The 25053-nt window shown below is 69.3% G+C and carries 22 protein-coding genes; 7 read left to right on the forward strand and 15 right to left on the reverse strand.

The genetic code is table 11. The annotated features are described in order from the left end of the window. Positions 1-12 precede the first annotated feature (12 nt). The 3 genes from HWX22_RS01350 to HWX22_RS01360 all read right to left on the reverse strand — a co-directional run bounded on the left by HWX22_RS01350 (position 13) and on the right by HWX22_RS01360 (position 2355). Positions 13-858 carry a class II aldolase/adducin family protein gene (locus HWX22_RS01350; protein ID WP_175914900.1) on the reverse strand — a complete coding sequence of 282 codons (846 nt, stop codon included), beginning with the start codon at positions 856-858 and terminating at the stop codon, positions 13-15. A 20-nt stretch (positions 859-878) separates the two neighbouring features. Next, the gene (locus tag HWX22_RS01355; RefSeq protein WP_175914901.1) at positions 879-1964 is read right to left on the reverse strand and encodes an LLM class flavin-dependent oxidoreductase; all 1086 of its coding nucleotides are present in this window, start codon (positions 1962-1964) and stop codon (positions 879-881) included. A gap of 82 nt (positions 1965-2046) precedes the next feature. Further along, positions 2047-2355, reverse strand: coding sequence for a hypothetical protein (locus tag HWX22_RS01360; protein ID WP_175914902.1), 309 nt, complete (start codon positions 2353-2355; stop codon positions 2047-2049). A 58-nt stretch (positions 2356-2413) separates the two neighbouring features. Here HWX22_RS01360 and HWX22_RS01365 point away from each other — a divergent pair, with 58 nt between their 5' ends. After that, entirely contained in the window at positions 2414-3733 is a 1320-nt protein-coding gene (locus tag HWX22_RS01365; RefSeq protein ID WP_175914903.1) for an acyl-CoA dehydrogenase family protein, read from the forward strand. Between the two features lie 61 nt (positions 3734-3794). Here HWX22_RS01365 and HWX22_RS01370 read toward each other — a convergent pair whose 3' ends face one another. Further along, positions 3795-4718 carry a LysR family transcriptional regulator gene (locus HWX22_RS01370; RefSeq protein ID WP_175914904.1) on the reverse strand — a complete coding sequence of 308 codons (924 nt, stop codon included), beginning with the start codon at positions 4716-4718 and terminating at the stop codon, positions 3795-3797. A 62-nt stretch (positions 4719-4780) separates the two neighbouring features. Between HWX22_RS01370 and HWX22_RS01375 the strand changes: the two genes are divergently transcribed. After that, on the forward strand, positions 4781-5347 hold the full coding sequence (locus HWX22_RS01375) for a cysteine dioxygenase (RefSeq protein ID WP_059525241.1): 567 nt from the start codon (positions 4781-4783) through the stop codon (positions 5345-5347). A gap of 111 nt (positions 5348-5458) precedes the next feature. Further along, positions 5459-7084 (forward strand): rhodanese-related sulfurtransferase, encoded by a 1626-nt coding sequence (locus HWX22_RS01380; RefSeq protein WP_175914905.1) that lies wholly within the window; start codon positions 5459-5461, stop codon positions 7082-7084. A gap of 92 nt (positions 7085-7176) precedes the next feature. On the opposite strand, the gene HWX22_RS01385 is transcribed toward HWX22_RS01380, so the two are convergent. Then, on the reverse strand, positions 7177-8322 hold the full coding sequence (locus HWX22_RS01385; protein ID WP_175914906.1) for a glycerophosphodiester phosphodiesterase: 1146 nt from the start codon (positions 8320-8322) through the stop codon (positions 7177-7179). 370 nt (positions 8323-8692) lie between these two features. Here HWX22_RS01385 and HWX22_RS01390 point away from each other — a divergent pair, with 370 nt between their 5' ends. Continuing rightward, positions 8693-9757 carry a phytoene/squalene synthase family protein gene (locus HWX22_RS01390; protein WP_175914907.1) on the forward strand — a complete coding sequence of 355 codons (1065 nt, stop codon included), beginning with the start codon at positions 8693-8695 and terminating at the stop codon, positions 9755-9757. A 490-nt stretch (positions 9758-10247) separates the two neighbouring features. Beyond that, positions 10248-11468 carry a porin gene (locus HWX22_RS01395; protein WP_059689985.1) on the forward strand — a complete coding sequence of 407 codons (1221 nt, stop codon included), beginning with the start codon at positions 10248-10250 and terminating at the stop codon, positions 11466-11468. Positions 11469-11623: 155 nt separating this feature from the next. On the opposite strand, the gene HWX22_RS01400 is transcribed toward HWX22_RS01395, so the two are convergent. From HWX22_RS01400 to HWX22_RS01435, 8 genes are all read right to left on the reverse strand, one after another. Next, a complete protein-coding gene (locus HWX22_RS01400; protein WP_175914908.1) occupies positions 11624-13102 on the reverse strand; it encodes an efflux transporter outer membrane subunit in 1479 nt (492 codons plus the stop codon). A gap of 10 nt (positions 13103-13112) precedes the next feature. Continuing rightward, entirely contained in the window at positions 13113-14267 is a 1155-nt protein-coding gene (locus HWX22_RS01405) for an ABC transporter permease (RefSeq protein WP_175914909.1), read from the reverse strand. Then, positions 14264-15235 carry an ABC transporter ATP-binding protein gene (locus HWX22_RS01410; protein ID WP_175914910.1) on the reverse strand — a complete coding sequence of 324 codons (972 nt, stop codon included), beginning with the start codon at positions 15233-15235 and terminating at the stop codon, positions 14264-14266. Before HWX22_RS01410 ends, HWX22_RS01405 begins: the two co-directional genes overlap by 4 nt. After that, positions 15232-16197 carry an HlyD family efflux transporter periplasmic adaptor subunit gene (locus HWX22_RS01415; protein WP_175914911.1) on the reverse strand — a complete coding sequence of 322 codons (966 nt, stop codon included), beginning with the start codon at positions 16195-16197 and terminating at the stop codon, positions 15232-15234. The genes HWX22_RS01410 and HWX22_RS01415 overlap by 4 nt, the downstream gene beginning before the upstream one ends. After that, entirely contained in the window at positions 16194-16892 is a 699-nt protein-coding gene (locus tag HWX22_RS01420) for a TetR/AcrR family transcriptional regulator (RefSeq protein ID WP_175907090.1), read from the reverse strand. The genes HWX22_RS01415 and HWX22_RS01420 overlap by 4 nt, the downstream gene beginning before the upstream one ends. Positions 16893-17147: 255 nt before the next feature. Then, complete coding sequence (locus HWX22_RS01425; RefSeq protein ID WP_175907088.1) at positions 17148-17570, reverse strand: cupin domain-containing protein; 423 nt, start codon at positions 17568-17570, stop codon at positions 17148-17150. A 13-nt stretch (positions 17571-17583) separates the two neighbouring features. Then, entirely contained in the window at positions 17584-18021 is a 438-nt protein-coding gene (locus HWX22_RS01430) for a carboxymuconolactone decarboxylase family protein (RefSeq protein ID WP_175907086.1), read from the reverse strand. A gap of 95 nt (positions 18022-18116) precedes the next feature. Further along, positions 18117-19598 carry a PLP-dependent aminotransferase family protein gene (locus HWX22_RS01435; RefSeq protein WP_175914912.1) on the reverse strand — a complete coding sequence of 494 codons (1482 nt, stop codon included), beginning with the start codon at positions 19596-19598 and terminating at the stop codon, positions 18117-18119. A gap of 161 nt (positions 19599-19759) precedes the next feature. Here HWX22_RS01435 and HWX22_RS01440 point away from each other — a divergent pair, with 161 nt between their 5' ends. Together HWX22_RS01440 and HWX22_RS01445 are read left to right on the forward strand one after the other, a co-directional pair. Then, positions 19760-20677: a LysR family transcriptional regulator gene (locus HWX22_RS01440; protein WP_175907082.1), complete on the forward strand. Its 918-nt coding sequence runs from the start codon at positions 19760-19762 to the stop codon at positions 20675-20677. 146 nt (positions 20678-20823) lie between these two features. Further along, positions 20824-21573 (forward strand): SDR family oxidoreductase, encoded by a 750-nt coding sequence (locus tag HWX22_RS01445; RefSeq protein WP_059819009.1) that lies wholly within the window; start codon positions 20824-20826, stop codon positions 21571-21573. Between the two features lie 71 nt (positions 21574-21644). On the opposite strand, the gene HWX22_RS01450 is transcribed toward HWX22_RS01445, so the two are convergent. Continuing rightward, entirely contained in the window at positions 21645-23300 is a 1656-nt protein-coding gene (locus HWX22_RS01450) for a glycoside hydrolase family 32 protein (protein ID WP_175914913.1), read from the reverse strand. Between the two features lie 166 nt (positions 23301-23466). Next, complete coding sequence (locus HWX22_RS01455) at positions 23467-25053, reverse strand: glycoside hydrolase family 68 protein (protein ID WP_175914914.1); 1587 nt, start codon at positions 25051-25053, stop codon at positions 23467-23469.

The raw sequence follows: 25053 nt of genomic DNA on the forward strand, positions 1-25053 counted from the left end.
GCGGCAGGGCGCTCAGTCGAGCAGGTCGGGTTCGTCGGCGACGACGCGTGCGAACAGGCTGTCGAACGCGTGCAATGCGCCGTCGGGGCCGCCGATCTGGCCATGCGTGTGTCGCGCGGTCGCGCGATCGATCGGTTGCGGCGTGCCGGCCGCTTCGGCCAGCAACTGCGTGTGCGCGGCGTTGTCGAGCGCGATGTACCACCACGCGGCGGCCTCGACCGTCGGGCCGGCCGTCAGGATGCCGTGGTTCTTCAGGATCACGCCCTTGTGCGTGGTGCCGTCGGGCTTCGCGAGCGCGTCCGCGATCCGCGCGCCTTCGCTCGTGTCGACGACCATCCCCGTGAAGTCGTCGAACAGCGCGTGATCCTCGTAGAACACGCACGCGTCCTGCGTCAGCGGGTCGAGCGGGCGGCCGAGCGTCGACCACGCCTTGCCGTAGGTCGAATGCGTGTGCGCGGCGGCGACAATGTGCGGATGCGCGTCGTGAATCGCCGCGTGGATCGCGAACGCGGCCTTGTTCAGCGGCCGGTTGCCGATCGCGGTTTCGCCGCGTGCGTTGACGAGCAGCAGGTCCGATACCTTGATCCGCGAGAAATGCACGCCGAGCGGATTCACCCAGAAGTGGTCGGGCAGTTCGGGGTCGCGCGCGGTGATGTGGCCGGCGAGGCCCGACGCGAAGCCGAAGCGCGCGAACAGGCGGAACGCGGCCGCGAGCCGCTCCTGCCGGTGGCGGCGCTCGGCGGCGACGTCGACGCGCGGCGCGGGCGGATCGAACCAGAAATGCTGGCGCGGCGTGTCGGCGAGGACGAGGCCCGACGCGGTGCGCGCGGGCGATGACGAAGCCAGGACGGCGGACATGATCGGCGTCTCCCTTTGCGTCAGGCCGCGCGGCGCGCCGCGTCGCGTGCGGCGACGGCGCTGCGCACGCGCGGAATCAGTTCGCGACCGTAGTCGATCGCGTCTTCGAGCGGATCGAAGCCGCGGATCAGGAACGTCGTCACGCCGAGGTCGTAGTAGTCGAGCAGCGCGTCGGCGACCTGTTCGGGCGTGCCGACCAGCGCGGTCGAATTCGAGCGTGCGCCGGTGAGCTTTGCGATCTCGGTCCACAGCCGCTTGTCGACGCGCGAGCCGCGTTCGGCCGCGGCGAGCAGGCGTCGCGCGCCTTCGCTCTGCTGCGGGCCGCCGCTGCCGAGGCCGGCCGCTTCGCGCAGCCGGCGCGTTTCGTCGAGGATCCGGTGCGCGCGCGCCCATGCTTCGTCTTCGGTCGCCGCGAGGATTGGCCGGAACGACACGGAGAAGCGCACCTGCCGGCCGTGCTTCGCGGCTTCGGCGCGCACGCGGGTCGTCAGGTCGCGCACCTGGTCGAGCGATTCGCCCCACAGCGCATAGACGTCCGCGTGCTTGCCGGCGACTTCCAGCGCCGCTTCCGAGGCGCCGCCGAAGTAGATCGGCACGTGCGGCTGCTGGAACGGCTTCACTTCCGAAAAGCCCTGCGTGAAGCGGTAGTGCGCGCCGTCGTGATCGAACGGCTGCGTTTCGGTCCAGATGCGGCGCAGGATGCCGAGATATTCGTCGGTGCGTGCATAGCGTGCGTCGTGGTCGAGGAAGTCGCCGTCGCGCTGCTGCTCGCTGTCCGAGCCGCCGGAGATGAAGTGCACGGCGAGCCGGCCGCGGCTGAACTGATCGAGCGTCGCGATCTGCCGCGCGGCGAGCGTCGGCGCGGTGAAGCCCGGACGATGCGCGAGCATGAAGTGAATGCGCTCGGTCGCGGCGGCGGCGAACGCGATCGTCAGCGTCGCGGACGGGCCGGTCGAATGGTGCGGGACGAGGATCCGGTCGAAGCCGGCCGTTTCGTGTGCGCGGGCGAAGTCGCGCACGTAGTCGGGGTCGACGACGGGGCCGGCAGGTGGATGGATTTCCGACTGCTTCTGGCTCTGGATCATGCCGATGAATTCGACGCTCATCTGGGTCTCCGATACAAGGACGGCCCCACGCGGCCGGCAACGGCCGGCGGGGGCGGGAATGGAGCGCAGATTACCGCCGGGATCATGCGGAACGGAAATAATCAATCCCGATTTGAATATCAGATTTGCATGGTTTGGCCGCGTGTGCGTTGCGCATACGCTGTGGGCTCGCGATGGCGTCGAAAGGGCGTCGGGGCGTGTCGGGCGGGGCTTTCGCGCCGGGCGGGAACCGGCTCGGCATGCGCCCCGGGATGCGCGGCGCGGTGCGAATGCCGATGCGTGCGCACGCATTCGCGGCAAACGTCCGCGAACCGGCACGGCGCGCGAGTGCGCAACCGGTCGCCGCCGGCTTCACGCGCCGCCGCGCCATCCACCGATCGATCTCTGCCATGAGCGCCGATCCGTTAGCCAGCTACCCAGCTACCCAGTCACCGAGGGAATCCGTACCGATGTCCGCCAGCCTTGCCGCTTCCTCGCCGCTACCGCCGCAGTCGTCGCTGCGCCACCTGCCTGCCGACGATGCGCGCGTCGCGGCGCTGCTCGAGCGCCTCGCGCCCGAACTCGCCGCCGACGCCGCCCGTAACGACGTCGACGGCCGCTTCCCGCACGAGAACTTGGCGCGGCTGCACCGCGCCGGGCTGATCGCGCAGGTCGTGCCGCGCGAGCATGGCGGCGCGGGCGCGACGCTCGCGCAGGCGAGCCGGATCGTGGCCGCCGTCGCCCGCGCCGATCCCGCGACCGCGCTGGTGCTGACGATGACGTATCTGCAGCATCGCGCGCTCGGCCGTGCGGACAACCGCTGGCCCGCGCGCGCGCGGCGTGCGGTGTTCGACAGTGCGGTCGCCGAAGGCGCGCTGATCAACGCGTTGCGCGTCGAACCGGCGCTCGGGTCGCCGTCGCGCGGCGGCCTGCCCGAAACGATTGCGCGTCGCGACGGCGACGGCTGGCGGCTGTCCGGCCACAAGCTGTACAGCACCGGCATTCCGGCGCTGCGCTGGCTCGCCGTATGGGCACGCACCGACGAACCCGAGCCGCGTGTCGGCGTATTCCTCGTGCGGCGCGAGCGCGATGTGGAAGACGACGCAGGCATCCGCGTGATCGAAAGCTGGAATCACCTGGGCCTGCGCGCCTCGGGCAGCCACGAGGTCGTGTTCGACGACGTGCGGCTGCCCGCCGATCATGCGGTGGACGTGCGCGCGGCCGATGCGTGGGCCGTATCGGCCGCGAGCCATGCGGATGTCGACGCGCAGGCCGACCAGCAGGCGTGGATGGTCGCGCTGCTCGGCAGCCTCTACGATGCGGTGGCGCGCGCGTCACGCGACTGGCTGCTCGCGTTCGCGACGACGCGCGCGCCGAGCGGGCTCGGGGCCCCGCTCGCGACGCTGCCGCGCATTCAGGAGGCCGTCGGCGAGATCGAAGGGGGGTTGCACACAAACCGCGTGCTGCTCGACGAGCACATCGCGCGCACCGATGCGGGTGACGCGCCGACGGTGACGACGAGCGGCCTCGTCAAGCGAACCGTGACGGAGCAGGCGATCCGCACGGTCGAGCACGCGTTGAAGCTGTCGGGCAATCACGGGCTGAGCCGCCACAATCCGCTCGAACGTCATTATCGCGACGTGCTGTGCAGCCGCGTGCATACGCCGCAGGACGATGCGATCGCGGTCGCCGCCGGGCGTGCGGCGCTCCACGCCGCGGCGCGAAGCGCGAACGCGGAGACTGGCGGGACGTCGCGCGATGCACCGGCATCCGGTCGACGCGATGCGTGAGCGGGACCGCAGGACGGTCGGCGCAAACGGGACAGCGCGGTGCCGGCGTCGCCGGCCTCGGTCAAGCGGCCTCGTCGTGCGCGGCGGCATCCGCGGGCAGCGCCAATGCCGCGCGCGCATGCGCGCCCAAGGCCGCGAGCGGCGCCTTGATGCGCGCGGCGTCCTGACGGTGCAGCAGCCACAGATCGATCTGCGGCTTGAAATCGGCGAGCGGCACGATCTCGACCGCGTCGCGCAGCGGGCTGCCTTCGACGAGCGGCAGCGGCATCAGCCCGATGCCGAAGCCGTTCGCGACGCTCTGCAATTGCAGGTCGCGACCATACACGTCGAGCGTGACGGGCATCGGCAGCCCTTGCGCGTCGAGCGCGCGGCGCAGGCCCGCGCGAAAGCCGCAGCCGTCGGGATTGAGCACCCAGCCGCGCGCTTGGCAGTCGGCGAGCCGGTAGCTGCGGCGCGGCCAGTCGCCCTTGCGGCCGACCGCGACGAGCCGGGTGGCCAGCAGCCGCTCGCCCTCGACGTGCGGCGGCAGCACCATCTCGCGGGCCAGAAACACCAGCGCCGCATCGAGTTCGCGGCGCGCGACGCGCTCGACGAGCATGCCGCCCCAGGCGGTCGTGACCTGCGTGGCGAGTGCGGGCCATTGCCCGGCGATCCGCGCGATCAGGCCGGGCAGCATCAGTTCGCCGAGGCCTTGCGTGAGGCCGACGCGGAATTCGCCGGCGGGCGGCCGCTGGCCGGCCGTCAGTTCGCGCAGCGCATCGACCTCGCGCAGGATCGCGCGGCACTGCTCGAACACCTGCAGGCCGATGTCGGTCGGACGCGGCGGTTTCGTGTTGCGGTCGAGCAGCGTCGCGCCGAGCGCTTCCTCGAGATTCTGCACGCGCCGCGTGATCGCCGGCTGCGTCATCCCGAGCTCGGCCGCGGCCTGGCTCAGCGTCTGGCAGCGGACGACCGCTGCAAAAGCGTCGATATCGCTAATTTTCATGTTTGTTCTGCATGGTATTTCGGGTGCATCATGACGATTCATCATATTCGAGGAGGCAGCCGATGAGTACGCTTTCGTTGCATCAGACGCCGCTGCGTCCCTTCGTCGACGGGCTGGGCGCGCTGCTCGCGTCCGGCGCGAACGAGGCGCGCATTCTCGACGAGGGCGGCGCGCTGCTTGCCGCGCTCGTCGCGCACGACGACTGGCTGCCCGACGCATTCGCGCAGCCCGATCCCGAGCGCTACCGCCAATACCTGCTGCATCTCGATCCCGACGAGCGGTTCTCCGTCGTCAGCTTCGTGTGGGGGCCTGGCCAGACGACGCCGATCCACAATCACACGGTGTGGGGGCTGATCGGCATGCTGCGCGGCGGCGAGTTTTCGCAGCCGTACCGGTTCGACGCGACCGGCAAGCCGGTGCCGTCGGGCGATGCGGTGCGGCTGCAGCCGGGCGACGTCGAGGCCGTGTCGCCGCATATCGGCGACGTGCATCGCGTGACCAACGCGTTCGCCGACCAGGTGTCGATCAGCATCCACGTGTACGGCGCGAACATCGGCAAGGTCGAGCGCGCGGTGTTCCTGGACGACGGCACCGTGAAGCCGTTCGTGTCCGGCTATTCGAACGTGTGATCGAACGTGTGACACCGCAACGCGCGGACATCCCGTTGCGAGCACACACGCCCGCAGCCCCGAGCTTCTTTGCTTTCTTCACCGACTTCAACAGAATCCGACAGAGACATCGTGACGCAATCCGTTGATTCCACTTCCCGTTTCCCCGTCGCGTCGTACCAGGACGTACGCGCACGCCTCCTGGCCCGCGACGAGCTCGCGCTGATCGACGTGCGCGAGGAAGATCCATACGCGCAGGGCCATCCGCTTTGGGCCGCCAACTTTCCGCTGTCGAAGCTCGAACTCGACGCGTGGACGCGCATTCCGCGCCGCGACACGCCGATCGTCGTGTTCGGCGAGGCCGATGGCGAGGATCTCGCGCCGCGCGCGGCCGCGAAACTTGCGCAGCTCGGCTATACCGACGTGCGGCTGCTCGACGGCGGTCTGGCGGGCTGGCTTGCCGCGGGCGGCGAGCTGTTCATCGACGTGAACGTGCCGAGCAAGTCGTTCGGCGAATGGGTCGAGGCCGAGCGCCATACGCCGTCGCTGTCGGCGCAGGAAGTGCAGGCGCTGATCAACGAGAAGGCCGACGTCGTGATCGTCGACGCGCGCCGCTTCGACGAGTATCAGACGATGAACATCCCGACGTCGACGAGCGTGCCGGGGGCGGAACTCGTGCTGCGCGTGCGCGCGCTCGCGCCGGACCCCGCGACCCGGGTCGTGGTGAACTGCGCGGGCCGCACGCGCAGCATCATCGGCACGCAGTCGCTCGTGAACGCGGGACTGCCGAATCCGGTCGCGGCACTGCGCAACGGCACGATCGGCTGGACGCTCGCGGGCCAGACGCTCGAGCACGGCGCCGCGCGACGCTTTCCCGACGACGTCGAACCCGCGCAGCGTGAGGAAGCCCGGCGCGCCGCGCGCGCGGTGGCCGAGCGCGCCGGCGTGCCGCGCATCGCGCTCGCGGACGTCGCCGCGCTCGACGAGCCGGGCCGCACGCTGTATCGCTTCGACGTGCGCACGCCGGAGGAATACGAGGCCGGCCATCTGCCAGGCTTCCTGGGCACGCCGGGCGGCCAGCTCGTCCAGGAGACCGACCATCACGCGGCCGTGCGCGGCGCGCGCATCGTGCTCGCCGACGACGACGGCGTGCGCGCGGACATGACCGCGTCGTGGCTCGCGCAGATGGGTTGGGACGTGCGCGTGATCGAGCCGGCCGGCACGGCGGCCTTCACCGAGCGCGGCCAGCCGCCGCGCAACGTGCCGGCGACGCCGCAGGTGGCCGAGGTGTCGCCCGCGCCGCTCGCGGGCTGGCTGAAGGAGGCGGGGCCGGGCGAGGTCGCGATCGTCGACGTGACGACCAGCGCGAACTACGTGAAGCGGCATATTCCCGGCGCGTGGTTCGTCGTGCGCGCGCGGTTGCGCGACGCGCTCGCCGCGATTCCGCCGGCGAAGCGCTATGTGTTCACGTGCGGATCAAGCCTGCTCGCGCGGTTCGCGGCAGACGACGCGCGTGCGTTGCTGCCGGCTTCCGCGGCGATCTCGGTGCTGACCGGCGGCACGGCCGCGTGGATCGACGCGGGGCTGCCGCTGGAGCACGGCGAGACGCATCTGGCGTCGCCGCGCGTCGACCGCTACCGGCGCCCGTATGAAGGCACGGACAACGCGGCCGCCGCGATGCAGGCGTATCTCGACTGGGAATACGGGCTGGTCGACCAGCTGAAGCGGGACGGTACGCACCACTTCCGCGTGATCTGAGCGCGGCGCGGCATCCGGTGTGCGGCACGACATGCGCCGTGCCCGGTTGCCGCGCGTTCAGCGGCGCATCGCATCCGACGCGTTCGGTACGCTCACCGTTTGAACGTATCGACGGCCGTGCGGCCGACGGCCGGATCGTCGGTGAAGAAGCCGTCGATGCCCGCGCGCAGGTACGCCTGGATCTCGCGCACCGAGCCCGCGGTGTTGCGCGTGGCCGGCGTGCCGCCGTCCTTCAGCGACGCGGGCAGGAAGTTGTTCTCCGGACGGAACGTGTACGGATGCACGACGAGGCCGGCTTCGTGCGCGTAGCGCACGTACGGTGTCGGCTGCTGCAGCGTGCCGTCCGCGGCCACGGCGATGATCGACGTCTTGTACGGGCCGACACCGTTCGCATAGGACGCGATCTCGCGCATTCCGTCGCGCGTCGACAGGTCACCGTAGGTGCGCTTGTCGTTCGCCATCACGAAGTCGTACGGACGCAGGCCGGCTTCGTCCATCAACTGCACGAGCTTCCAGTTCGGCTGGCTCGACTTGATCCGGTTGCGGATCGCCTTCAGGTTCGCGACCTCGAACGACTGGATGTAGACGGTCGCCGTGCGTGCCGTGTACGGATCCTTCAGAAGCGCATCGACGAGACGGTCCTCGAGCGGCAGGCCGACCGACTGGAAGTAGGTCGGGTGCTTGGTTTCCGGATACAGGTGGATCGTGCGGCCGGTCTGCGCGGACATCAGTTTCGCGAGCGCGACGATCTCGTCGAAGGTCGGAATCTCGAACTGGTCGTTGTACGCGGTGTTCGCCGGGCGGACCTGCGGAATGCGCTCGCGGGCACGCAGCGTCTTCAACTCGGCGAGCGTGAAATCCTCGGTGAACCAGCCGGTCAGCTGCGCGCCGTCGATCGTCTTGGTCGCCTTGCGGCTCGCGAACTGCGGCAGCGTCGACACGTTCGTCGTGCCGGAGATTTCATTCTCGTGGCGCGCGACGAGCACGCCGTCGCGCGTCGAGACGAGGTCGGGCTCGATCACGTCCGCGCCGTCCTCGATCGCCTTGCGGTACGACGCGAGCGTGTGTTCGGGGCGCAGCGCGCTCGCGCCGCGATGGCCGACCACCTGGACCTTCGCGGAGATCGGCTGCGTCGGATCGGATGCCGACACGTCGTCGCCGCCGCAGGCGGCGAGCAGGAGGGCGGCGGCACAGGCGAACGGGATGCAGCGCAGGGCGGTCGGGCGCGTGAAGAGCATGTCGGTGAACCTTCGAAACGGAAGTCGGTGAAAGGGGCGTCGTTCCGGCGCTGCGGCCTGTCTCGGCGGGCCACTCGGGATCGAACGGGACGCGATCGTCGCATCGAATAATTACATATGTATTACTTGGGCCTTTCTTTTGTGTTGCCGCGTGAGACGCACGGGACGGGCGGATTGCGCGACCGTGCGAGCGGCGCGATCCGGCCGTCGCCGGGAGCCGGCGCGCCGGATGCACTAAACTTGCGGGACTTTTGCATCGCCGCGCCGGGCCGACGCCGGCCCGCGCGACGATGCGGCGACTCGCGGGCCGGCGCGGGCGCCCGGCGCCCGTGTGCGTCCGGGGCCCGCGCCGGCCGATTTTTACCGACCCATGACGACTCATACCGATCCCGCCTACCTGCTCGGCGACCTGCTGAAGAACGTTTCCCGCTCCTTCTACCTGACGCTGCGCGTGCTGCCCGACGGCATGCGCGACCCGGTCGGCCTGGCCTACCTGCTCGCGCGCGCGGCCGACACGATCGCCGACACGGCGCTCGTCGCACCCGATCTCCGCGCGGCGTTGCTGACCGACCTGCGCGACGAGGTCGAGCGGCTCGGCGACGGCGCGGCGCTGTCGCGTGCGCTGGAGGACGTGACGCGAATGCAGACGGATTCGCACGAGCACGTGCTGCTCGGCTCGATGCAGCCGATGCTCGCGCTGCTGCGCGCGCAGCCGGAGGCGGATCGCGCATCGATCCGCAAGGTCGTCGCGACGCTGACGTCGGGGATGGAGTTCGACCTGCGCACGTTCCCCGACGAACAGTCGGGAGAGGTCGCGTCGCTGCCGGACCGCGACATGCTCGATCGCTACACGTATCTGGTCGCCGGCTGCGTCGGCGAATTCTGGACCGACATGACAGGCGCGCACACGCGGGCCGCGCGCGGCTGGGACCTGGCGGACATGCGCGAGAAGGGCATTCGTTTCGGCAAGGCGCTGCAGATGACCAACATCCTGCGCGACTGCGCGAAGGACCTGCGGATCGGCCGCTGCTATCTGCCGGACGACGTGCTGGCCGCGCACCGCGTGGGCGTTGCCGACCTGATGTCGCCCGACGCGTCGGCGCGCGCGCGCGGCGTGCTGGTCGACCTGCTGCGCGTGGCGCTCGATCAGTATCGCGACGCGTGCCGGTACACGCTGGCGATTCCGCGCCGTTTCGTGCGTCTGCGGCTCGCGTGTCTGTGGCCGATCATGATCGGCCTCGAAACGCTCGAACGGCTGGCCGGCCATGACGCGTGGCTCGATCCGGCGAGGCCGGCGAAGGTGCCGCGCAAGCGGATCTACCGGATCATGGCGTCGTCGCTCGCGCTCGTCGGCTCGAACGCGGCGATCCGTGCGCGCATGAACGCGCTCGTCGACGCGGTGAACGCGCGGATCGAGCAGCCGGCCGCGCGCTGATTCTCGCTGAACGATGCCGGCGCGACAGGCGCGGGCATCGCCCCTCGGCCCGCATTCGCCGGGCCGCTTCCGTCCGATTCTCCCCACACGCACTGAAACGTTTTCACGATTTCGCTTTCCGAAACGTGGGTGTCATGAATGTCAGCGATCCTGCGCGGCGGCGTTGAATCGTGGCAGCCGCCGCGGTCGCGCATTTGTAAGAAGGATGTTGCCGAAGGCGTCTGACGACATTGGACGGTCGCGATGCACCAGTAAAAATGTAAAGCTAGGGTTTTCACCGGGAAATGCCGGAAAGGCCCACCGCGTAAGCGTTTTCAGGTGTTATGTAACCGTTTGGTGAACCCCTGCGTTGCGTCGATCATACGATGACCGACTGCACATGTTGGGAAACGATTGGTAATCCGTCAGAATCGCACCGGCATGTACTCGCACATGTGTCAGTCATAAAACCACACCAGAAAAGAAATCATTCTTTGAGGACGGAGAATCAATGAAAAAGCGCGTCGCTTTCGCCATGACGGCAGTGGGTCTCGCAGCCGCTACCGCCGCCCACGCCCAGAGCAGCGTGACCCTGTACGGTATCGTCGATAACGCCATCGCCTGGCAGAACAACTCGTCGGCGACCAGCGCGGTTTCGGGCGGTCACTCGAAGGTCCAGATGGCCACCGGCATTTGGGCAGGCAGCCGCTTCGGCCTGAAGGGCAGCGAAGATCTCGGCGGCGGCACGAAGGCGATTTTCCAGTTGGAAGCCGGCTTCAACGCGAACAACGGCTCGTCGCAATGGACGAACGGCATCTTCACGCGTCAGGCGTGGGTGGGTCTGACCAACCCGACGTACGGTACGCTGACGGCCGGCCGCCAGTACACCGCGTACTACACGCTGCTGTCGCCGTATAGCCCGACGACCTGGCTGACCGGTTACTACGGCGCGCACCCGGGCGATATCGACTCGCTGGACACCAGCTACCGCGCGAACAACTCGCTCGTCTACATGTCGCCGAAGTTCTACGGCTTCACGGTCGGCGGTTCGTACTCGCTCGGCGGCGTGGCAGGCAGCTTCAACCGCGGCTCGACCTGGAGCGCGGCGATCCAGTACCTGAACGGCCCGGCAGGCATCGCGGTCGGCTATCAGCGCATCAACAACGCGACGCTCGGCGGCGGCGTGTGGGGCGCGAACTCGACCGCGCAAAACGGTCTGGATTCGAACGGCAACGGTGCCGAGCAGGCCGTGTCGTCGATCAACGGCGGCTACAAGACGGCACAGTCGCAGCAACGTGTCGCCGTGACGGCCGGTTACCAGTTCACGCCGGCGTGGGACATCTCGGTGTCGTACTCGAACGTCCAGTACATCCCGGGCAACCTGTCGGCATTCCACAATACGGCGATCTTCAACACGGCGGGCGCAGTGCTGCACTGGAAGGCAGCGCCGCAGTGGGACTTCGCGGCAGGCTACTCGTACACGCGTGCGACCCAATCGAACGGCGTCTCGAGCGCGGCCAAGTACCACCAAGTCACGCTGTCGCAGTACTACAGCCTGTCGAAGCGCACGGGCCTGTACGCGGTTGAAGCGTACCAGCACGCCAGCGGCAACACGATCAGCGGCCTGACCGGCGGCATCGTCAACGCAACGACGTCGATCGGCGACGGCGTGGGCGCAGGTTCGAAGCAGAACCAGATCGCTGCAGGCGTTGGCCTGATCCACCGCTTCTGATGTCGCGCGGCGCGCGAGCGCCGCTCACGGCATGCGGTATGAAAAAACCGGCCTTCGGGCCGGTTTTTTTTCGTGGGTGCGCGCCGCACGCGTGGCGCGGGTGCCCTCGTCGACCGAGCAGCGTCCGACGACGTGTGCGCAAGCCGTCCCGATCGTCAGCGGCTCGAATCGTCCGACCAGTTCCCCGCCAGCGACTGAAACAGCGCCGCCGTATCGGCAAGTCGGTCTGCCTGTGCACGTGTGCGATCGAGCGCGGTTTGCAGTGCCTGCCGCTGCGCGTCGAGCAGCGCGAACGTGCTGATTCCGCCTGCCGCGTAACGGTCGACGGCAATCGCGTTGCCTGCCGCCGCTTCCCGTGCGGCCGTGTCTCGTGCCTCCAGCTCCGCCGCATCGTGCTCGACTGCGCGCATCGCGTCGGCGACCTGCTGGAGCGCCAGCAGCACGGTTTCCCGATAGCTTGCGAACGCGGCGTCGTATGCGGCTTCGGCCGCGCGCTTTTTCGCGCGCAGTTCGCCACCGTGAAAGAGCGGCTGCGTCAGGCCGAGACCGACATTCCAGACATTGAGCCCGCTCACGATATCCGCGATGCGCGTGCGTTCCGAACCGATCCCCGCCGAAATCGAAAAACGCGGATACAGGTTCGCGGTCGCCACGCCGACGTTCGCGCTCGCCTGGTGCAGCACGGCCTCCGCCGCGCGGATGTCGGGCCGTTCGCGCGCAAGCGTCGACGGCAGCGCGACCGGCAGCGTGCGAGGCAGCGCGAGCGCATCGAGCGTGAGGTCGGGCAGTGCGGCGTCGGACGGCGGCGCGCCCAGCAGGATCGCGAGCCCGTGGCCGGCCTGCGCGAAGCGGGCCGCGAGCGGCGGCAGCGAGGCCTGCGTCTGCGCGAGCAGCGTGCGCTGCGCATGCACGTCGGCCTGCGATACGCCGCCCGCCGCGAAGCGCGCTTCGACGACGCGCAACTGCCGCGCCTGCGCGTCGACGAGCTGGCGTGTGAGCGCGATCTGCTGCGCGAGCGACGCGCGCAGGATCGCGGTCGCGACGACGTTACCCGCGAGCGTCAGGCGCGCGGCGTCGAGCGTATATGCCTGATAGTCGACCTGGGCGCGCAGCGCTTCGAGCGCGCGCCGGTTGCCGCCGAACACGTCGAGGACGTACGACACGCTCACCGACGCGTCGTACAGCGTGAATGGCCCCGGATTCGGCACGTTGGCGGGCAGCCCGAACGCGGCGACGTCGACCTTCTGGCGTGTGGCGGACAGGTTCGCGTCGACGCGCGGCAGCATCGTCGCGCCGGATTGCGCCGCATGGTTCTGTCGCGCTTCGTCGAGCCGTGCGCGGGCCTCGGCAAGCGTCGGGCTGTTTTGCCACGCGGTGTCGACGAGCCGGTTCAGCGGCGCCGAATCGAACCGCGTCCACCAGCGTTGCAGCGTGTGTGCGGCCGGCGCGAACGTCTGCGCGTCGCTGGCCGCCGCCGTCGCCGCGGGCGCTTCGTCGCGTGTGTAACGCTGCGTGGCCGGCGCGTCCGGCGTGCGGAAATCCGGCCCGACCGCGCATCCGGCGACGAGCAGCGCAGCGGCCGCCAATGCGCTGCCGCGGGCGGTGTGGGAGGCGTGACGCGAAGCCGGTTTCATCGCGCGGCCCTTAGTCGAGCGTGCGCCGGTAGAAGCGCAGCGCGATGCCCATCACGACGAGCGTGAAGAGCGCGACCGGCCACACGGACGGCCACAGGTCGGCCCAGCCGTTGCCTTTGAGCAGGATGCCGCGCACGAGGCGGTTGAAGTAGGTGAGCGGCAGCAGGTTTCCGATGAATTGCGCCCACCGCGGCATCCCGGCGAACGGAAACATGAAGCCCGACAGCAGGATGTTCGGCAGGAAGTAGAACACCGCGAGCTGCATCGCCTGCAGCTGGTTCTGCGCGAGCGACGACAGCGTGATGCCGACCGTGAGGTTCGCCGCGATGAACAGCAGCGCGGACAGGTAGATCGCGAACGCGCCGCCGACGAACGGCACGTCGAACACGTAGCGCGCGGCCGCGAGGATGATCGACACCTGGATCAGCCCGATGAACACGTACGGGACGATCTTGCCGGTCATCACCTCCAGCGGCCGCACGGGCGTCGCCAGCAGATTCTCCATCGTGCCGCGCTCGCGTTCGCGCGTGATCGCGAGGCCCGTCATCATCACCATCGTCATCGTCAGGATCACGCCCATCAGCCCCGGCACGACGTTGTACTGCGTGATGCCTTCGGGGTTGTACAGGCGGTGCAGCACCACGTCGAACGCGGCCGGGCGGCCGTTCAGGTGCGCGAGCGGGCCGGTCAGGTCCTTGTCGGCGACGGGTTGCACGAGGCCCGGCAGCGCGCCGATCGCCGACGCGGTCGCGACGGGATCGGTCGCGTCCGCCTCGACGAGCAGCGCCGGGCGCTCGCCGCGCAGCAGCCGCTTCGAGAAATCGGCCGGCACGCTCAGCACGAACTGCACGTCGCCACGGGCAAGCGCATGCCGGCCGGCCGATTCGTCGGGCAGCGTCGCGACGATGTCGAAGTACGCGGAATTGCGCATCGCGGCGATGAAGCTGCGCGCGAACGGGCTCGAGTCGGCGACGATCACCGCGGTCGGCAGATGCTTCGGGTCGGTGTTGATCGCGAAGCCGAACAGCGCGAGCTGGATGATCGGCACGCCGACGATCATCGCGAACGTCACGCGGTCGCGGCGCAGCTGCAGGAATTCCTTCAGCACGATGCTCCACCAGCGCGCGACCGAGAAGGATTCGCGCAGGCCCGTCCACGCGTTCATGTCGCCGCTCCGCCGGGCGGCCCGGACGCGCGGCCCATCATGTAGATGAAGACGTCTTCGAGCCCGGTGTCGATCGGCGCGACCTGCAGCGGTGCGCGACCGTCCGTCTGCGCGTCGGCTTGCGATGCGATCTGCGCGAGCGTTGCATCGAGCAGCGCGCGATCGCGGCCGCTCACGTGCAGCGTGGAACCGAACACGACCGTCTGGTCGACGCCCGGCATCGTGCGCAGGCGCGCGGACAGTTCGGCCAGATGCCCGCCGGTGACCGAGCGTGTCGACAGGTGCTGCGACGCGACGATTTCCTCGGACGTGCCCTGCGCGAGCAGTTCGCCGGACGCGATGTACGCGAGCTTGTGGCAGCGTTCGGCTTCGTCCATGTAGTGCGTGCTGACGAGCACCGAGATGCCTTGCGCGGCCAGCCGGTGCAGTTCTTCCCAGAAGTCGCGGCGCGCGGCCGGATCGACGCCGGCCGTCGGTTCGTCGAGCAGCAGCAGTTCCGGCTCGTGCAGCATGCACGCGGCGAGCGCGAGACGCTGCTTCCAGCCGCCCGACAGCGCGCCCGTGAGCTGGTCCGCGCGGCTCGCGAGGCCGAGCCCGTCGAGCGCGCGCGAGACGGCCGCCCGGCGATCGGGCATCCCGTACACGCGTGCGACGAAATCCAGGTTCTCGCGGATCGACAGGTCTTCCCAGTACGAGAAGCGCTGCGTCATGTAGCCGACACGCCGCTTGATCTGCGCGCTGTCGCGCACGATGTCGTAGCCGAGGCAGGTGCCGCTGCCCGAGTCGGGCGTGAGCAGGCCGCACATCATGCGGATCGACGTCGTCTTGCCGCTGCCGTTCGGCCCGAGAAAGCCGAAAATCTCGCCGCGCGCGACGCGCAGCGACACGTCCTTCACGACATGCTTGTCGCCGAAGCGTTTGTTCAGGCGGTCGACGTCGATCGCGTACGGAGCGGGCGGCGCGTTCATCGCATCCTCACGGCGACGGGCTGGCCCGGGTGCAGCTTCGGCGCGTCGGCGACGGCGGGGCGCGCTTCGACCATGAACACGAGCTTGGTCCGGCTCTCGTTGCTGTAGATCACGGGCGGTGTGTATTCGGCCTCGCGCGACACGTAGGTGACGTGCGCGGGGACGTCGGCGGGGCAGCCGTCGCAGCGGATCGCGACGGCGCGCCCCGGGGCGATCGATGCGAGGGCGGCTTCCGGCACGAAGAACCGCACCTTCAGGTTTTGCGGCGGCAGCATCTGCACGACCGGATTGCCGGCCTGCACCCATTCGCCGACGCGGTACAGCGTGTCGTACACACGCCCGGCGGCGGGCGCGGCGACGCGCTTCTGGTCGAGCTTCCATTGCGCTTCGGTGACGGCCGCCTGCGCGGCATCGACTTGCGCGGCCTGGGCGGCCACCTGCTGCGCGCGTCCGGGCAGGCGCGCGACGTCGACCTGGTTCTGCAACTCGCGCACCTGCGCGGCGGTGGTCTGCGCGGACGTGCGCGAATCGTCGAGCTGCTGCTTCGACAGGCCGCCGGCCGCGTACTGGCGCTCGTCGCGCGCGCGTTGCGCGGCGGCCCGCGCGGCCTGTGCGGTGGCCTGCGCGAGCTGGGCCCGCGTGACCGCGACTTCCGGCGGACGCTTGCCGGTCTGCAGGTCGGCAAGTTGCGCGCGTGCGGCCGCGAGCTGATGCTGCGCCTGCAGCAATGCGGCCGTTTCGTTGACGGCTTCGAGCGAGAACACCGACATGCCGGCCGCGACGGCCTGGCCGCGTTCGACCGACAACTGCGTCAGCGTGCCCGCTTGCGACGACGACAGGTACACGAATTCGCCTTCGACATATCCTTGATAAGTTGCCACGTCGTTCGCCGGCCGTCCGCAGCCGGCGAGCAGCGCGACGGCGGCGGCCAGTGCGAGCGGCGGCGGGCGGGACACGTTCACGACGGCCTCCGGGGCGAATGTGCGCCGGCATCCGGCACGGCGGCGGGCGGCTGCAAGCCGGAACCGAGCAGCGCGCGGACGTGGCGATGCAGCACGTCGCGATCGATCGGCGGCAGGCCGCGCGCGCTTTGCCACAGCTTCGCAGTGGCGAGCGGCAGCATCACGAGCGCAATGATCGAATGGAACAGGAATGCGGGTTCGAGCGCGGGGTTCAGCGTGCCGGCCTGCTGTGCGGCGCGGATGCGCTCGGCAAAGCGGCCGACGTGCTCGAGCGGAATGCGCCGGATCATCCGCTCGCGCAGCAGGCCGCCTTCGTGGACGATCTCGCGCAGCCAGATCGACGGCAGCCAGGGCATGCGATGCGTGACGTCGAAGAACCGGTCGACGAGTTCGGCGACGAGCGCGAACGGATCGTTTTCGATCTGCGGGGCGGTCGGCCGCCACACGAACGCGATGACCTGCGCGAGCCGCTCCTCGACGATCGCGTCGAGCAACTGCTCGCGATTCGTGAAGTAGTAATGGACCATCGCCGACGTGACGCCGGCGGCCGCGGCAATCTGCGCGACGGTCGTCGCCGCGATGCCGCGCTCGGCGAACAGCTGCATCGCGACGTCGAGCATGTGGTCGCGCAGGTCGAAGTCGTCCACCGACGGGCGGCGCCCGCGCGGCCTGGCGACGGTGGATTTCGCGTTCATGCAGACGACGCTAATTGACGGGTTAGTTAATTTCAAGGAAGGGTTTTCGCCCGCGTTGATCGAGATCAGGCGTACGTCGAACGGCGGTGCAGACGAGCGGGGTGGCGGCGTGACGACCGGGCGTATGCCAGTGGCGGAATGTAGGAAGCGGCTAATGGGGAAACCACGGGGAACCGGGGGAAGAAGCGCCCGAGGCCGGCGAGGAAGCCGTGCGTCGCGGGTGCGTGCCCGACACGGCACGCACCCCGAACGTCGTCACTGATCGATCGGCGACTTCAGCGGCTGGTGCTCGCCCGTCAGCCCGAACACGACGAGTTGCGCGGGCTCGGTCGCGCTCGCATTGCGCGACACCTGGTGGCGCGAACCGGGCGGCTCGTACCAGCCTTCGCCGGCGCGATAGCGGCGCACCGGGCCGTCGTTCACCTGCGACAGCACTTCGCCTTTCGACACGACCGCGAACACCGAGCCGAGGTGTTTGTGTGCTTCGGACGCCTGACCAGGCGCATAGTCGACGGTCGCGACGACGGCGAGCTTGCCGGGCGCTTCGGGCACGGCCTGTTGCATGATCGCGTGCACGTTGTCGCCGGCGTCGTGCGCAATGGCGGCGGCCGGCAGCGCGACGACGAGCGCGAGCAGCGTGCACAGCATCGCGCGGCGGAGCGTGAAGCGGGAGCGCATGATCGTCGTCTCCTTATTCGGGCATCTTGCGGAATGCGATCGCGAAGCGGTTCCACGTGTTGATCGTCGCGATCAGCATCGACAGTTCGAACAGCTCCGTGTCGTTGAAGTGCGGCTTCACGGCATCCCAGACGGCATCCGGCACGTGGTTGTCGGCGATCAGCGTCAGCGCCTCGGTCCATTCCAGCGCCGCGCGTTCACGCTCGGTGAAGAACGGCGTTTCGCGCCACGTGACGACGGTCGCGAGACGGCGGTCGGTCTCGCCGCCCTTGCGCGCATCGGTGGTGTGCATGTCGACGCAGAACGCACAGCCGTTGATTTGCGACGCGCGCAGCCGGACCAGTTCGGCGAGCGGCTTCTCGATCGAGCTTTTCGCGATGAATTCCTCGGCGTTGCGCATCACCTTGATGGCGTTCGGGCTGGCGGTATAGAAGTTCAGGCGCGGTTGCATGGCAGGTCCTTTTTCCGGTTGATGCGCACGGTGGCGCGACAGGACCCACTTTAAGCGTGGCACTGGCCTGCTTGAATGGCCAATTCCGGGAAAATTCAGGTAACCAGTGGTGCACCGCCGATGTTGCCCGAGTCCAGCAGCGCGGCCAGTTTCGCGAGCGCGGCGTCGATGCGCAGCGCGTCGATCCCGCCATAGCCGAACAGCAGCCCCGCGCGCGCCGCCGAGCCGACGTGGAACGCCGAGATTCCGTACAGGCCGATGTCGTGCTCGCGGGCGGCACGGACCAGCGCGGCTTCGTCGAGCCCCGGTTTCAAGTGCGCGGCGAGGTGGATGCCGGCGGTCGGCACGATCGGGTCGAACCACGGCGCGAGATTGCCGCGCAAATGCGCGAGCAGCATCTTGCGGCGCGCGTCGTAATGCTTCTGCACGCGCCGCAGATGCCGCGCGAAATCGCCTTCGTGCATGAAGCGCGCGAGCGCCGCCTGCGTGAGCGTGCAGGTATGCCAGTCGACGATCTGCTTCGCCTTGGCGAGCGCGCCGCGCAGCGCGCGCGGCGGAATCGCGTAGCCGATCCGCAGTTCGGGAAAGATCGTCTTCGAGAACGTGCCGACGTACGCGACGAGGCCCGTGCGGTCGAGGCTCTTCAGCGACTCCACCGGCCGGCCTTCGAAGCGGAATTCGCCGTCGTAATCGTCCTCGATGATCACCGCGCGGCGCCGCTGCGCCCATTCGAGCAGCGCGACGCGCCGGTCCAGCGTCATCGGCATTCCGAGCGGGAACTGGTGCGACGGCGTCACGTAGACGAGGCGCGCGTCGTCGGGCAGCCGCTCGATGATGAGGCCGTGCGCATCGACCGGCACGCCGATCACCGTCGCGCCGAGCGACGCGAACGCCGCGCGCGCCGGCGGATAGCCGGGATTCTCGACCGCGACGACATCGCCCGGCCGTACGACCACGCGCGCGATCAGGTCGAGCGCCTGTTGCGCGCCTTGCGTGACGAGCACGTCGTCCCAGCCGCACGCGACCGCGCGGCTGAACGCGACGTAGCGCGCGATCGCGCCGCGCAACTGCGGATCGCCGGCCGGATCGTGGTACTGGCCGGGGCCGCGCGCCTGCTGGCGCAACGCGTGATGCAGGCAGCGGCGCCACGCGTCGAACGGGAACAGCGTCTTGTCGGTCACGCCGCCGCGGAAGTCGAGCGCGGGCGTGTCCTGACGCGCGGGCATCGCGAGCGCGTCGGGCAGTTCGTCCCACAGCGCGCGTGCGTCGACGGCATGGACGGGCCGTGTGGCCTCGACGAGCGACGGTGTCGAGTCCGCCGCGTGCGGCACCCGCGCGAGGCCGTCTGCGACGAACGTGCCGTCGCCCGCGCGCGTGTTCAGGAAGCCCTCGGCGACGAGACGCTCGAACGCGTCGAGCGTCGTCTTGCGCGACACGCCGAGCTGCCTGGCGAGGTCGCGCGTCGACGGCAGCCGGGCGCCGCCTTCGAGCCGCCCGTCGACGATCGCGGTGCGCAGTTGCCGAAAGATTTGCCCGGTGAGGTCGTGACGGCCTTCGATGCGGATCGCGATGTCCATCGCAGTGGTTACCTCGAATAGGGCAATTTGATGTCGATGAGCATACCGGAAGTTCGTGGGCGGCCCGGCATCCGCCGAACGTAGCCGCACGGCGCCATTCGATTGGACCGCCGCCCGCCGGTGCCTTACGATCCATCACAATCCCCGATCGGAGTGCCCTCATGCTGTCCGAAGACGAACTCGCGCTGCTCGATGCGATCCGCGCCACCGGCAGCCTGTCGCGGGCGGCCGCGCGGCTCGGCAAGGCGCCGTCGACCATCTCGCACGCGGCGCGGCAGCTCGAAACGCGCTTCGACGCGCTGCTGTTCGACCGGCGCGGCTACCGGCTGCAGCTCACGCCGGCCGGCCAGTTGCTGACCGACGAGGCGTCACGCCTCGCGCTGGACGTCGCGCGGCTCACGCAGCGCGTACGGCAGGTCGCGAGCGGCTGGGAGGACCGGCTGTGGATCGTCAGCGACGAGGTGCTGGAGTTCGATACGCTGCTGCCGGTCGTCCGTGCATTCGATGGGCTCGATTCGGGCGTGTCGCTGCGTTTCACGCACGAAGTGCTCGGCGGCACCTGGGAAGCGCTGCGCGACGGCCGCGCGGATCTGGTCGTCGGCGCGACCAACGAGCCGCCGGCGATTCCGGGTTTCAAATGGTTCGAGCTCGGCGCGATGGAATGGGTGTTCGCCATATCGCCGCGCCATCCGCTCGCCGCGGCAAGCGAGCGGCTGACCCGCGACGCGATCTGCGCGCATCGCGCGGTCGTCGTCGCCGATTCGTCGCGGCGGGCCGTCGGCCGCGCGTACGGGCTGCTCGGCGGGCAGGCGGTGCTCGCGGTGCCGTCGATGCGCGCCAAGATCCTCGCGCAGCGCGACGGGCTCGGTGTCGGCTGGGTGCCGCGCCGGCGGGTTGCATCGCTGCTCGCGCGCGGCGAGCTCGTCGAGAAGGAAACGGCCGATCCGCGCGAGCCGAACGTGCTGTACGTCGCGTGGCGCGGCGACCGCGACGGCCGCGCGCTGCAATGGTGGCTAGAGCAACTGCGCGAACCGCGGCTCGCGCAGCGCCTGCTCGACGGGATCGACGTGACGGGCTGAGTGCGTCAGCCGTGCAACGGACGGACAGGTCCCGACAAACACGTTCGAAGATTTCGAACATGTCCGCCGCGCCGGTCGTACGGCAAGGGCGGGCGCCGCGCGCATCCTGTGTTCACGGTCAACTCACCGGTTCACAGGAGAACATCATGCAACGCTTCGAAGGAAAAACGGTCCTCGTCACGGGCGGCAACAGCGGCATCGGCCTGGCGGCCGCACGGGCATTCGCGGCCGAAGGCGCGCGTGTCATCATCACCGGTCGCGACGAGCAGACGCTCGCCGCCGCGCGCGCGTCGCTCGGCGACGGCGCGCTCGCGATCCGCAACGAGGCCGGCAGCGTCGCGTCGGCGCGGGCGCTGGCGGATGCGATCGCGGCCTCCGGCGCGCGGCTCGACGCCGTGTTCGTCAACGCGGGCGTCGCGAAACTCGCGCCGTTCGCGGATATCGACGAAGCGTTGTGGGATCTCGTGTTCGACACGAACGTGAAGGGCGCGTATTTCCAGATCCAGTCGCTCGTGCCGCTGCTGAACCGCGGCGCGTCGATCGTGATCAACGGCTCGATCAACGCGCATATCGGGATGCCGGGCTCGTCCTTGTACGCGGCGAGCAAGGCGGCCGTCAATTCGTTCGCGAAGACGTTGTCGACGGAGCTGCTGCCGCACGGCGTGCGGGTGAACGTGGTGAGCCCCGGCCCGGTCCAGACGCCGCTGTACGGCAAGCTCGGGCTCGACGCGGCGACGCTCGACGAGACGGCCGAGAAGATCAAGGGGCTCGTCCCGATCGGCCGGTTCGGCACGCCGGACGAAATCGCGTCGACGGTGCTGCATCTGAGCGCGCCGGAATCCGCGTTCATCGTCGGCGCGGAGATCATCGCGTCGGGCGGGATGGGCTTGCTTTGAGCGGATGACCGGCGGGGCCGCACGACCCGACGCGAGGTCGGGCGGCGCAGCCCCGCCGGGCGATCGCATCGCTAGCGCGATGTGCAGGCGTCGCGAACCTCGCCGGCCCGATCGCGTCCGTGGAGCTGCGTCACCGTCAGCCCCGAGAACGCCGCGCTGCCGTGCTCGGCGAACACGGCGACGCGGTCCGCATCGAGCGGCGGAAAGATCAGATCCGTCAGCGCGACGCGGCCGCCGTTCGCGAACACCTCGACCGACCCGCGATCGACGACGATTTCGAGCCGCAGTTGCCCATGATCGAGCGGCAGATCGACGATGTGCTCGCGGCTGAACGTGCCGGCGAAATCCGTCGAGCCGGCGCGCGAGCGGTCGAGCGTCAGCGTGCGCTTCGCCGTGTCGTACACGATCCGGGTGCCGATCGAGCCATCCGCCGATCCTCGCACGATCACACCCGCGCGGGCCGCGTGCCGCGGCGCGATCGTCACCGTGATGCGCTGGACGACACCGCGCGTGGCGTCCGACAGCGCACGCGTGGCGGACTCGACGTTCAGGTTGCCTTCGTGCACGGCGGGCCGCCCGTCGGCCCACGCATCGAACGCGGTGGCAGGTGTCACGACGAGCGTCGGTTCGCCGCCGATCGTCTTCAGCGCGAACTCGCGCGGCAACGTCGTCGCGCCGCGCCAGGGCGCCGTCGGCACTTTCGCCGCGTAATCCCAGTTGCTCATCCATGCGATCGCGACAGGCCGCGCACCTGGGGCGCCGGAGAACGTGCCGGCGGCGTAAAAGTCGGCGCCGTGATCGACCCAGCGGAATCGCGCGGGATCGGAACCGGCCGGCGCGACATGGTCGGGCGTGAACGTGCGACCGTCGAAGTCGCCGACGAAATACATCGCGCCGGAGCCGCCGGCGATCGACCACGGGTTGACGTTGACGATCATCACCCACTTGATGTGTCGCGGATCGTCGTCGACGGGCAGCGGCACGAGGTCGGGCATTTCCCACAGCACGCCCGCATGCGGCACGTCCGGCAGCGTGAAGTCGCTCAGGAACGACCAGTGAATCAGGTCATCGGATCGATAGAGCTTCACGACCTGCGCGTCCGCGACGACGGTCGTCATCAGCCAGTAGCCTCCCGGCGCGTACCACGACACTTTCGGGTCGCGGAACTGCTTCGACTCGGGATCGAGCGTGAGCACGGGGTTGTGCGCGTAGGGCCGCCACGTCGCGCCGTGGTCGAGGCTGTACGCGAGCGATTGCGCCTGTGTGCCCGGTGCGTGACCCGAGCCGTCCTTGTAGACGCTCGTGTAAAGCGCAACCAGCGGCGTCTCGCCCGGCGCGCCGAGGCCGGACGTGTTGCGCGTGTCGGCGACGATCGAGCCGGAGAAGATTTCCTCCGTCGCGTTCGCGCGCATCGCGACCGGCTGCTCGCGCCAGTGGACGAGGTCGGTGCTGGTCGCATGGCCCCACGACATGTTGCCCCAGTCGTGGCCGAGCGGGTTGTACTGATAGAACAGGTGATAGCGGCCGTTCTCGTAGACAAGGCCGTTCGGATCGTTCATCCAGTTGCGTTGCGGCGTGTAGTGCACGGCCGGCCGCCATTGCGGCGTGCCGTGCTCGGGCGGTGCTTCGCAGGGCGCGGCGGCGGCGTGCGTGCAGGCCGCGCTTGCCGCACACGCGAGCAGCAGCCGGGTAATCAGGAGCGGAAAGCGAAAAAACGTCGATCTCATGCGGGGTTCCGTGCTTCGGCGCGCGAAGCGGGAAAGGTGGCGCATGCCGCTTGCGACGGCAGCATGCGCGATTCTGCGAAAGAGGGAGGCGGCACACACGCGACACGCGCGATGTGCGCCGCCTCGACGCCGGCGGGCGATGCCCGCTGCGTCCGTAGCGGACCCGTTACGGACGGGTGCCGGGGCCGCCGTTGTGGTCGGCGCCCGTCGCCGGCAGGTTTGCCGGGATGTCGCCGTAACCGCCGAGGCCGCTACGTCCGTACGCGCGGTCGACCGCCGTCGACGTGCCGTTGATGTTCACCTTCACCGTCGGCGCGAGCGTGCCGCCGCGAAGCGGGCCGATCGCATCGATGAACGACTCGACGAGCCCGCCCGGCATCACGTAGTGCGAATACGACTGGAATTCGCGCGGGTTCTGGTTCGGATCCTGCGAATACGGCGCGCCGGCCGGTGCGGAGAAGTCGGTCGGGTTGCCGAGCACGAGGCCGCTGCCGCCGTTCAGCGGCAGGAAGTCGCTGCGGATGCCGTTGCCGACGAACCCGTAGACGCCGTCCGGCCCGTCGACGCCCGCGGCCATCGTCGTGCGGTGGCTGATCGTGAACAGGTAGTACTTGCCGTCCTTCAGATAGATCTGCGGGCGCTCGGTCTGGTCGTCGACGCAGTTCGCCGACAGGATCGGCGGCAGGAACTTCCATTCGGTCAGTTGCGGGTTCGTCGCGACCGCCAGGCCGACGTTGGCCTTTTGATACACTGCGCCCGAGTTCATGACGGCGTTGAGGTCTTCCCGGTGCGGATCGTTCGGCGCGTAGCCGAGGTCGGCCTCGGTGCAGGTCCGGGCGCCGCGCGGGCCGCCGGTGTTGCCTTCAAACACCATGTAGGTCTTGCCCGGATGCGCGGGGTCGGTGAACACGAACGGATCGCGGAACGAGAAATAGGTGTTCTGCTGGCCGCTCTGGTAGTAGTTGCCGTCCGGTTGCAGCAGCGCCTTGTGATCGTCGAAGCCGCTGAACCACACGTGTTTGTCGTCGGCGTGGATGTGGCCGTCGGCGCGCGTGATGATCGCCTGCGGCGGCGTGATGTCCGCGCCGCCGGGGGCCGAGCGGTTGAACGAGGTCGCGGTGTAGTAGAGGCTGACGTTGTCGCCCTGCGTGAGGCGCGCGGAGCCCGACCATTCGGCGTTGTTGGTCATCGGCGACGTGCCGAACACCTTGACGCTTGCGCCGTCCGGGAACAGGTGGCCGCCCCAGGTCCAGCCGCCGTTCGCGGGACGCTGCGACGCGGGAATCCCGGCACGGCGATAGAAGAAGCCGATGCGCGCATGGACGTGACGATCGTCGAACGTGTAGCCGGCGTGCGGATCGGCCGTGAGCGAGAAGATCACTTCCCAGCCCTTGTAGCTGAGCTGGTTCGCGCGCAGGTCGGCCAGCGGCCAGGTATCCCAGACCCACACGTTCGAGTTGATCAGCGGGAAATCCTGCGGGATGTCCGGCATCGTCAGCGACTGCGGCAGCGAGTTCTTGTCCGCGCCGGCCGTGTGCGACTGCGCGACGATCTGGCGGATGTCCGCGCGGGTCCAGCGCATCGTGAAGTTGCCTTCGGGATCGTAGGCCTGCTGCGTATGCGGCGTGGGCGCGGGGGCGCCGGTGCTTTGCGCGTGCGCGACGGATGACGCGGACGCGAAGGCGGCCAGTGCCGCGCCAGCGAACAGCAAACGTTTGGCCGCGGTCGCGCGGCAAAAAGGAAAGTAAGTCAT

Source organism: Burkholderia sp. BCC1638, from assembly GCF_902833195.1.
Taxonomy (GTDB): domain Bacteria; phylum Pseudomonadota; class Gammaproteobacteria; order Burkholderiales; family Burkholderiaceae; genus Burkholderia; species Burkholderia diffusa.

Excerpts from the sequence above, each read along its gene's own strand:
- HWX22_RS01400 (WP_175914908.1), bottom strand. The coding sequence starts at position 13,102 with ATGAAACCGGCTTCGCGTCACGCCTCCCACACCGCCCGCGGCAGCGCA.
- HWX22_RS01355 (WP_175914901.1), bottom strand. The coding sequence starts at position 1,964 with ATGAGCGTCGAATTCATCGGCATGATCCAGAGCCAGAAGCAGTCGGAA.
- HWX22_RS01395 (WP_059689985.1), top strand. The coding sequence starts at position 10,248 with ATGAAAAAGCGCGTCGCTTTCGCCATGACGGCAGTGGGTCTCGCAGCC.
- HWX22_RS01360 (WP_175914902.1), bottom strand. The coding sequence starts at position 2,355 with ATGGCAGAGATCGATCGGTGGATGGCGCGGCGGCGCGTGAAGCCGGCG.
- HWX22_RS01445 (WP_059819009.1), top strand. The coding sequence starts at position 20,824 with ATGCAACGCTTCGAAGGAAAAACGGTCCTCGTCACGGGCGGCAACAGC.
- HWX22_RS01410 (WP_175914910.1), bottom strand. The coding sequence starts at position 15,235 with ATGAACGCGCCGCCCGCTCCGTACGCGATCGACGTCGACCGCCTGAAC.
- HWX22_RS01440 (WP_175907082.1), top strand. The coding sequence starts at position 19,760 with ATGCTGTCCGAAGACGAACTCGCGCTGCTCGATGCGATCCGCGCCACC.
- HWX22_RS01435 (WP_175914912.1), bottom strand. The coding sequence starts at position 19,598 with ATGGACATCGCGATCCGCATCGAAGGCCGTCACGACCTCACCGGGCAA.
- HWX22_RS01430 (WP_175907086.1), bottom strand. The coding sequence starts at position 18,021 with ATGCAACCGCGCCTGAACTTCTATACCGCCAGCCCGAACGCCATCAAG.
- HWX22_RS01455 (WP_175914914.1), bottom strand. The coding sequence starts at position 25,053 with ATGACTTACTTTCCTTTTTGCCGCGCGACCGCGGCCAAACGTTTGCTG.
- HWX22_RS01370 (WP_175914904.1), bottom strand. The coding sequence starts at position 4,718 with ATGAAAATTAGCGATATCGACGCTTTTGCAGCGGTCGTCCGCTGCCAG.
- HWX22_RS01450 (WP_175914913.1), bottom strand. The coding sequence starts at position 23,300 with ATGAGATCGACGTTTTTTCGCTTTCCGCTCCTGATTACCCGGCTGCTG.
- HWX22_RS01405 (WP_175914909.1), bottom strand. The coding sequence starts at position 14,267 with ATGAACGCGTGGACGGGCCTGCGCGAATCCTTCTCGGTCGCGCGCTGG.
- HWX22_RS01375 (WP_059525241.1), top strand. The coding sequence starts at position 4,781 with ATGAGTACGCTTTCGTTGCATCAGACGCCGCTGCGTCCCTTCGTCGAC.
- HWX22_RS01365 (WP_175914903.1), top strand. The coding sequence starts at position 2,414 with ATGTCCGCCAGCCTTGCCGCTTCCTCGCCGCTACCGCCGCAGTCGTCG.
- HWX22_RS01425 (WP_175907088.1), bottom strand. The coding sequence starts at position 17,570 with ATGCGCTCCCGCTTCACGCTCCGCCGCGCGATGCTGTGCACGCTGCTC.
- HWX22_RS01385 (WP_175914906.1), bottom strand. The coding sequence starts at position 8,322 with ATGCTCTTCACGCGCCCGACCGCCCTGCGCTGCATCCCGTTCGCCTGT.
- HWX22_RS01420 (WP_175907090.1), bottom strand. The coding sequence starts at position 16,892 with ATGAACGCGAAATCCACCGTCGCCAGGCCGCGCGGGCGCCGCCCGTCG.
- HWX22_RS01350 (WP_175914900.1), bottom strand. The coding sequence starts at position 858 with ATGTCCGCCGTCCTGGCTTCGTCATCGCCCGCGCGCACCGCGTCGGGC.
- HWX22_RS01390 (WP_175914907.1), top strand. The coding sequence starts at position 8,693 with ATGACGACTCATACCGATCCCGCCTACCTGCTCGGCGACCTGCTGAAG.